Source organism: Streptomyces sp. ATLC9, from assembly GCF_057196705.1.
Genome location: NZ_JBXUOY010000296.1, coordinates 1 through 6,020, shown reverse-complemented (window position 1 = coordinate 6,020; position 6,020 = coordinate 1). Strand labels below are relative to the sequence as shown.

General features: G+C 72.6%; 5 protein-coding genes. 2 read left to right on the top strand and 3 right to left on the bottom strand.

Going from position 1 to position 6,020, the window contains the following annotated elements:
* Positions 1-84: 84 nt before the first annotated feature.
* From AC2CJA_RS22910 to AC2CJA_RS22900, 3 genes are all read right to left on the bottom strand, one after another.
* A complete protein-coding gene (locus AC2CJA_RS22910; RefSeq protein ID WP_484604572.1) occupies positions 85-294 on the bottom strand; it encodes a DUF397 domain-containing protein in 210 nt (69 codons plus the stop codon).
* Between the two features lie 215 nt (positions 295-509).
* A complete protein-coding gene (locus AC2CJA_RS22905; protein WP_484604571.1) occupies positions 510-1,370 on the bottom strand; it encodes a helix-turn-helix domain-containing protein in 861 nt (286 codons plus the stop codon).
* Positions 1,371-1,562: 192 nt separating this feature from the next.
* Positions 1,563-2,324: a GOLPH3/VPS74 family protein gene (locus tag AC2CJA_RS22900; protein ID WP_484604570.1), complete on the bottom strand. Its 762-nt coding sequence runs from the start codon at positions 2,322-2,324 to the stop codon at positions 1,563-1,565.
* A gap of 266 nt (positions 2,325-2,590) precedes the next feature.
* Between AC2CJA_RS22900 and AC2CJA_RS22895 the strand changes: the two genes are divergently transcribed.
* Both AC2CJA_RS22895 and AC2CJA_RS22890 read left to right on the top strand, forming a co-directional pair.
* Positions 2,591-4,756, top strand: coding sequence for a serine hydrolase (locus AC2CJA_RS22895; RefSeq protein ID WP_484604569.1), 2,166 nt, complete (start codon positions 2,591-2,593; stop codon positions 4,754-4,756).
* A 131-nt stretch (positions 4,757-4,887) separates the two neighbouring features.
* Positions 4,888-5,922, top strand: a complete 1,035-nt coding sequence (locus AC2CJA_RS22890) for a YihY/virulence factor BrkB family protein (protein WP_484604568.1) — start codon at positions 4,888-4,890, stop codon at positions 5,920-5,922.
* Positions 5,923-6,020: the final 98 nt, after the last annotated feature.

Sequence of the window (6,020 nt, the reverse complement as noted above, 5' to 3'; positions counted from 1 at the left end):
GTCGAGAGGGCTTCGGGCGGGGCGCCGCCCGGCACCATGGGGCACGGCGCGACCGCGCGGTGGCGCGCGTCGCGCGGGGAGCGGTCAGCGCCGGGCGAGCGAACCCCGGCCGAGGGATCCCACGAACGCCGTCCACGAACCGGGGACGAAGTCCAGCGACGGCCCCTGCGGAACCTTGGAGTCGCGCACGGCGACCGCCCGCGGCTCGGTGGACCGCACCTCCACGCACGCCCCGTTCCCGGCGGAGTGGCTGGACTTGGTCCACCTGTCGGTCATGCCCTGTCGGATTGCCATGTCTGCTCCGTTTTCTCCCAGACGGTGAAAATCGCCGGTTGGGCCCGGCGTGCGGCAGACGGTACTCTCCAACTGAGGCCTCCATTAACGCCGTTCACTCGACCGGATGGCATATTTCAGACGGCTCTTCACATCGATATGCCACCAGGTGTAGCTTGCCGTGCCGCTCGGATGCCGCCCGCGCGCCTCCGTACGCCGCCGGCGGCGCGTCGGACTCAGCCCCGGGTGTACTCCTTGGCGATGCCCTCGACGAACTCCCGGGTCTGCTCGACGTTGAGGGCCTGTGCCCGCAGGTGCTCGTACATCACGCTGTATTTGTGCACGTCGGCGCCCTTCTCCAGATAGAGGTCGCTGGTGACGCCCTCCAGGTAGACCACCGTCGAGTCCGCCGCGTCCGGGAACTCCAGGATCGCGTACTGGCCGTTGAGTCCGGGATGCGCGCCCATGACGAAGGGCAGCACCTGCACCGTCACATGGGGCAGCCGGGAGAGCTCGAGCAGGTGCTCCAGCTGGTCCCGCATGATCTGCTTCCCGCCGACCGTCCGGCGCAGCGCGGCCTCGTCGATCACCGCCCACAGGCGCAGCGGGCTCCTCGGGTCGTGGATGCGGTCCTGCCGGCGCAGCCGCACCTGCACGCGCTTCTCCACGTCCTCCGCCGACGCCTCGGGCAGCGCGCCCGCGACGACGGCCTCCGCGTACCGAGGCGTCTGCAGCAGCCCCGGCATGACCTGCGGCTCGTACACGCGCAGGGACGCCGCGTCCGTCTCCAGCCCGATGTACACGCTGTACGGGATGTCGCCGAACGCGTGCCACCAGCCCTGCTGTCTGGACTCCTTGGCCATCTGCATCAGCGAGTCGACTATCCGCTGGTCGTCGACCTCGTAGACCCCGCACAGATCGCGGACGTCGCGCTGGCTGATGCTGCGGCGGCCGTTCTCCAGCCGGCTGATCTTGGACTGGGAGACCAGCAGCCGGTCGGCGACCTCCTCGGCCGTCATGCCCCTCTGCTCACGGAGCCGGCGCAGCTCCTGACCCAGCCGACGCCGCCTGACGGTGGGATTGACACTGGATGCCACGGTGCGAACACCTCCGCTTACGCCAACAGGACCGCTCCCGCAGCAGATTGCCACCAACGGCCGTGTTCGCGCTGGAAAATCGCCACACAGGGTACGCACGCGCACGCGCGGGGTGGCGGAGCGGATTTCGGCCGAGTTCGGGAAACCCGCCGGGTACCCGCCGGGCTTCCGCCGGGTGGGGGTACACCAGGGTCAGTGGACGCCCGCGCGGGCCATCCCGCCTCGCCGTGCCTGCCCGGCGAGCGGCTGCGGCGCGGTGGGCCGCGGCGCCGTCCGCCCGCCTCCCGGCCCGCCCGAGCCCCTGCCGGGAGCGGCGCGCCGGGGTTGCGCGGCCACGCCGTTCTGCACATCCATCACGGCGTGCGCGACGAGGCCGCCCATCGGGTCGTGCCTGATCAGATCCCTCAGCCGGGAACGGGATGACCGCCCCTCGTTGCCGGGGTAGAGGTGCTTGCCGAGGCCGACCGCGTGGGCCAGCGCGGCGAGCGCCGCGGTCCGCGGGTCCGGCGGGACGCCGGTGCGGATCGCGTTGTCGAGCCGGGTCCTGATCTCCCGGCTCACCGCCGTGTCCGTCGCCTGGTAGCGAGTCGTCGGCAACACCCCGCACATCTGGCTGGATACGGCATGGACCATGCCGCAGCGCTCCAGGTGTGTGAGATAGGTTTGGCGCAGCCCGAGTCTGGGCCCGCCGATCCAGTGGACCGCGCGGACGGGGCTGCCGCGTCTGCGCAGCAGCTCCAGCGCGGAGTCCAGGGTCGGATCTCCGGTCGGCCGTGGCAGCACCACGGCTATGCGATCCCCGTCAGGGGCTATCCGTCCTGCGAGAGCCAGCTCCACGAGCTGGGCCCCGGCCAGGCCGAGGTCGAGCGACTGCGGCTGCGCCGTGGTACCCGTGGCCGGGTCCAGGGCCAGCAACAGAAGCTCCTCCGGAATTGTTCTGCGGCTCCTGCCCATCCATGCCTCCCCGCGTGGATGCATGACAGGGTGACCCCTCTCACAGAGATCTGTCGAGAGTGCCTGGGCGCTTTGTCGTGGAACCAGTAGGTATGTCGTTACCGTCTGGCAATTCAGCGGGCCCTGGCGGCCGCGAAACAGGGCCGGAGTGCCGGGGGAGGACCGGGCTTCAGGACACTGTTTACTGATATGACGAGTGGCTGAGTACCAAGCGGGAGGCATAGGTGGCGGGCAAGTCCCCCGACATTTCGGAACGGAAGACTTCGTTGGGGGAGACGACCGGAGAGGCCGGAACGGTTCCCGAGCGGGCGCGTGACCCCCGCGTGGCGCTGTACGAGGCGCCTCGGGACGGGGCCGGGGACGGTGGCGAGGAGCCCTGGCCGGACGACGCCGGCCCGGCGGGAACAGCTGGGGAGGACGACGGCTCCGCCGATTTCGCCGACGACGGTGCCGGGGCGAAGGCGGAGGCGCCGGCGAGGACGGAGGCGCCGGAGGAGGCTGGAGAGCCCGAGCCCGTCGGCGGGGAGTCCGGTGCCGGACGGGCCGACCGGGGGACGGCGGTCCTCCGCGTCCCCGAGGGCAGGGCCGGCGAGGACGACGACGCCGGCGCCGGTGACGCCGAGGAGGCGGACGGCGGCGCCGGGGACGCCGGGGACGCCTCCGCGGCGGGGACGCCGGAGCCGGAGGACGCCGAGGGGCCCGGGGCCGGGGCGGCCGGCCAGGCGACGGCGGTCTTCCGTGCTCCCGGGGACACGGCCGGGAGCGACGAGGACCACGAGGACGGTGAGGGCGACAAGGACGGCGCGGACGCGGAGACCGGCCGGCCGGTCGACCAGCCCACCGCGATGTTCCGGGTACGTCCGGGGGACGCCTCCGGGAAACCGGCTCCGAAGGACTCGGAGGAGACGGACCCGGGGGATGCCCGGGCCCCCGGAGGACCGGGGACGGACGGAAAGCCGGAGGAGACCGGGCCCCCGGCGACCGCCGGGGAGCCGGCGGAGAGCGAGGCCGAGCGGACGAGCCGCTTCGTACCGCTGCGGTCCGCCGACGCCCCCCGCGTACCCCCGGCCGTCGTGTCGCCCGAGCAGCCGCCCCACACGCCGGGCCCCGGGCTGCCGGAGGCCGAGCGGACGAAGCAGCAGCCGCTGCCGCCGCACAAGCCACTGGAACTGCTGGCCGAGCTGACGAACAAGCCCGCCCCGCCCGAGACCCCGGTGCGGGTCGCCCTGCGGCGGGTCAAGATCTGGTCGCCGCTGGTCCTGCTGCTGGTGATCGTTCTGGCGGTCGCGCAGCTCATGCGCCCGCTGCCCGCCCCCGAGCTGGTGCTCACCGCCCCGGCCACCCACACCTTCGAGGGCGACGAGCCCACCCTGAACTGGCCGCCCGAGGGCCAGGCCGTCCTGGAGGTGGAGGGGCTCGGCTCCCTCGGCTCGTACGGTGAGGAGAAGCCGGTGCCGATAGCGAGCGTGGCGAAGGTGATGACCGCCTACGTCATCCTGCGCGACCACCCGCTCAAGGCGGGCGAGGAGGGCCCGAGGATACCGGTCGACGCGCAGGCCGAGAAGGACGCGGGCCTCAGCGCCCAGGGCGAGTCGACCGTCGAGGTGGAGGAGGGCGAGGAGATCACCCTCAACGAGGCCCTCCACGCCCTGATGATCGCCTCCGCCAACAACGTGGCGCGGCTGCTGGCCCGCTGGGACTCCGGCGGCTCGGAGGAGGCGTTCGTGGAGAAGATGAACGCCGCCGCCGAGGAGCTCGGGATGGAGAACACCACCTACACCGATGCCAGCGGGCTGCGGGAGGACACCGTCAGCACGGCGGCCGACCAGGTGGAACTCGGCAAGAAGGTCATGGACTACGAGGCATTCCGGGAGATCGTGAAGAAACCCTCGTACGAGGACCGCAACGGTGTCAGCCACCGCAACTGGAACGGGCTCGTTCCGTACAACCGCGCGATCGGCATCAAGCCCGGTACGACCACCGCGGCCGGCGGCAACCTGCTGTTCGCGGGGGAGAAGGAGGTGGGCGGCACCACGCAGCTGATCGTCGGCGCGGTCATGAGCCAGCACAAGCCGTCGATCATCGACACGGTGGTCGCCGAGAGCCGCGAGCTGCTGATCTCCGCACAGGAGGTCCTGAGGTCGGAGAAGATCGTTGCCAAGGGCGACGTGGTGGGCTACGTGGACGACGGCCTCGGCGGCCGTACGCAGGTGGTCGCGACCGAGGACGTCTCGGCCGTCGGCTGGTCCGGTCTGGAGGTGGAGCTGGCCCTGACCGACGGCGGCAAGGGCGTGCCGCACACGGCGGCCCCGGGCGACACCGTCGGCACCCTGACCGTCGGCAGCGGACCGGGCCAGGTGAAGGTCCCGGTCGCCGTCCGGGGCGAGCTGACCGAACCGGACGCGGGAACGAGGCTGACCCGCATCCTGTGACACACGGGGCGCGGTACGGACGGAGGACGCCGTCCGTACCGCGCCCCGCGCGCGTCCGGCCGGGCCCGCCGTTACCCAGCCGTGCCCCCGGGCCGCACATGGCCGGGTCCGCGGCGGTAATCCGTAGGGCCATGGCGAAGACGTGGTGGACCGTCGCACGGGGCGTGGCCAAGGAGTTCCTCGACGACGAGATCCCGGACCGGGCGGCGACCCTCACGTACTACGGCGTGCTGTCGATCTTCCCGGCCCTGCTGCTGCTCGTCTCGCTGCTGGGCGCGGTCGGCGAGACGGCGACCGAGTACATCCTGGAGAACCTCCAGCGGCTCGCGCCCGGCCCGGCCCGCGAGATCCTGAGCGACACGGTGGGCGAGATCCAGCGCGGCAGCGGCGGCGGCGTCCTCGCGGTCGTCAGCCTGCTGGGCGCGGTGTGGGCCTCCTCCGGCTACGTCGCGGCGTTCATCCGCGCGGCCAACCGCGTCCTGGACATCCCCGAGGGCCGCCCGGTGTGGAAGCTCACGCCACTGCGTATCGGCGTGACGCTGACCCTGATGGTGCTGCTCGCGGTGAGCGTGGTGATCGTGGTCCTCACCGGCGGGCTGGCCGAGCAGGCCGGGAAGGCCGTCGGCATGGGCGAGCAGGCGCTGCTGGTGTGGTCGGTCGCCAAGTGGCCGGTGCTGGTGCTGCTGGTGGCGGCGATGATCAGCATTCTGTACTGGTCGGCCCCCAACGCCCGGCTGCGGGGTCTGCGCACGGCGCCGGGCAGCGTGGTGGCCGTGCTGCTGTGGCTGGCCGCCTCGGCGGGCTTCGCGGTCTACACGGCGAACTTCGGCTCGTACAACAAGACGTACGGCACCCTCGCCGGCGCCGTCGTCTTCCTCGTCTGGCTGTGGCTGTCGAACCTGGCCATCCTGCTCGGCCTGGAGCTGGACGCCGAACTGGCCCGCAGGCGGGCGTACGCGGACGGGCTGCCGGAGGGGGAGGAGCCGTACGTGGAGCCGCGCGACACCGCCAAGTGGCCGCGCTCGCTGAGGCTGCGGCTGCGACGCCTCAGCTGGCTCAGGAGGCAGCGGCGCGGAGACGGGCCCGCCCGTACCGGTCCGGACCGGGAGCGGGACCCGGGCCCGGGCGCCTCACGCGGCCATACGTCCGGCAAGGCGGCGGACTGACGCCGGCACCCGCGGGTCGCGGCGCAGCGGGTACCGCCGCCGCATCACCTGCCTGCGCCGCAGCACCACGGCGGCCGCGGCGACGGCGAGCACGGCCC

Excerpts from the sequence above, each read along its gene's own strand:
- AC2CJA_RS22890 (WP_484604568.1), top strand. The coding sequence starts at position 4,888 with ATGGCGAAGACGTGGTGGACCGTCGCACGGGGCGTGGCCAAGGAGTTC.
- AC2CJA_RS22910 (WP_484604572.1), bottom strand. The coding sequence starts at position 294 with ATGGCAATCCGACAGGGCATGACCGACAGGTGGACCAAGTCCAGCCAC.
- AC2CJA_RS22900 (WP_484604570.1), bottom strand. The coding sequence starts at position 2,324 with ATGGGCAGGAGCCGCAGAACAATTCCGGAGGAGCTTCTGTTGCTGGCC.